Below are 1,802 nucleotides of genomic sequence, written 5' to 3' on the forward strand. Positions count from 1 at the left end.
TCAAAAACGCTTCCTAGGGGATAGGCAGATCAATTGACGTGTTTGGGCCTTTGCCCGAGCCATTGGTACGATTTTGCCTAAAGTATTTTGGTCAAAGATTTAACACGAGACTCGAGTGTCAGGATCCGGGATGATGGGGCAGGTCTGGACCTCGGAAGAATAGAAGCCCTGGCGCGAAAGCGAGGCATCCTGGAGAAGGGCACTGCAACCGACGATGACATTGCTGCCTTCATTTTTCATTCCGGGCTAAGCACGGCAGAAAAGGTGACAGATATCTCGGGCCGCGGGGTTGGAATGGACGCTGTCAAAGCCCTGGTCGAGGCTCATGGCGGGAAAGTGGCCATTACCTTTTTAGGATCAAGGAAGGGCAATCACCGTTGTTTCGAATTGACCATTCAGCTTAGAAAAATCTCATCAGCGTCTGAAGGCGTGAAACTTTCAGATTATCCTATAACCGCTTGAAGTCAGAGATATAACCAAAAGATGTGGATGAGTTGAAGGAAGGCAGCGTATCTCCCATAATGTCAAGGTTACGGGTTGTCGGGGTCAAAGTCCGACTGCATAATCCTGCCAAAACCGACCGCTGATTCTCCGGTGAATGTCAAGAAAGATGTCGCTAAGCCAGAACGGCTTTCCTAAGCTCACTCTCTGGATTGAGATATACCGCAGTATGATACTGCCATTTCCTGATACCTCGTCGCCAGCGGTTCGGTGTACGCGCGACAGCTTCCGCATACACAGCTCTACGGCCTCTCAGGATCTCCAAATCGCGTCCCTGATGGCGAGATTCTGGAGTAACATAGTTCACCCCGCTATGAAGGTGATCGTTGTTGTACCATTGGACGAAGGAAGCCACCCAGCATCTTGCTGACTCGATGGAGTCGAAGGGCTTTTCGGGATAATCCGGCACGTATTTCACGGTTTTAAATAGGGCCTCAGAAAAGCAGTTATCGTTGCTTGTCCTGGGCCTGGAGAAGGAAGAGGCAACGCCAAGCCACTGCATGGTTGCGAGCATCGTCGACCCTTTCATGGATGCTCCATTATCCGAATGAAGCGTTAAGTCGTTGCGGTTGATACCTTCTTTCATGCAGGCATCTTTAAGAACTCTCGCAGCTTGTTCTGAGCTTTCAGTCGCCTGAACATCCCAGGCGACGATCTTGCGGCTGAAGATATCCATGAACATATAAAGGTAAAAGAATCGACCCCGAACTGTTGACTTGAGATACGAGATATCCCACGACCAGACTTGACCGGGGCCTGTAGCGCGAAGTTGTGGGCGCTTTCGGAAAACGGGTGGCTTTGATTTGTGCCTATGCCCAAGACATGAATACTCTTCCAGAACTCTGTAAAAAGTCCTTTCGGAAGCCAGATAGATGCCGCGATCGGCAAGGATGGGAACGATCTTGTGGGGCGACAGATTGCAGAAATCCGGTGAGTTGGCAATTCTCAGAATTGCTCCTTTTTCCTCCTGCGATAGAGCGTGCGCCACCTTTCTGCTGGAGCCTTTCCTGCCGTCACCCCGCTCGGGCTTCGCTTCCCAGCGTTGTAGCTGCCGAAGGCTGATCCCAATAACTTCAGCGGCTCTGGCCTTCCTCGCTCCTGCCAGCACCGCATCAGCAATGAGAGTGAGAATCCGCCTCCTGGCATCGAGAGTGATCACTCCTCTTCGTAGAGCAGGTTCCTGGCTTTTTTTTGGAGAATAAGCAGCGCCGAGGCTTCAGCGAGTGCCCTGTTCTTGCGTTCCAGATCGCGCTCCAATTCCCGAATGCGCTTTTCCAGACGAAGGCGCTCCTGGTCTCTCA

The 1,802-nt window shown here is 51.7% G+C and carries 2 protein-coding genes; one reads left to right on the forward strand and one right to left on the reverse strand.

Annotated elements, in window-relative coordinates; translation table 11 throughout:
* Positions 1-87 precede the first annotated feature (87 nt).
* Complete coding sequence (locus VE944_RS15665; RefSeq protein ID WP_324978530.1) at positions 88-462, forward strand: ATP-binding protein; 375 nt, start codon at positions 88-90, stop codon at positions 460-462.
* Between the two features lie 154 nt (positions 463-616).
* Here the strand turns inward: VE944_RS15665 and VE944_RS15670 are convergent, their stop codons facing one another.
* On the reverse strand, positions 617-1,660 hold the full coding sequence (locus VE944_RS15670) for an IS3 family transposase (RefSeq protein ID WP_324978533.1): 1,044 nt from the start codon (positions 1,658-1,660) through the stop codon (positions 617-619).
* Positions 1,661-1,802: the final 142 nt, after the last annotated feature.

The organism is Nostoc sp. (genome assembly GCF_035638895.1).
GTDB lineage: Bacteria > Cyanobacteriota > Cyanobacteriia > Cyanobacteriales > Nostocaceae > Nostoc.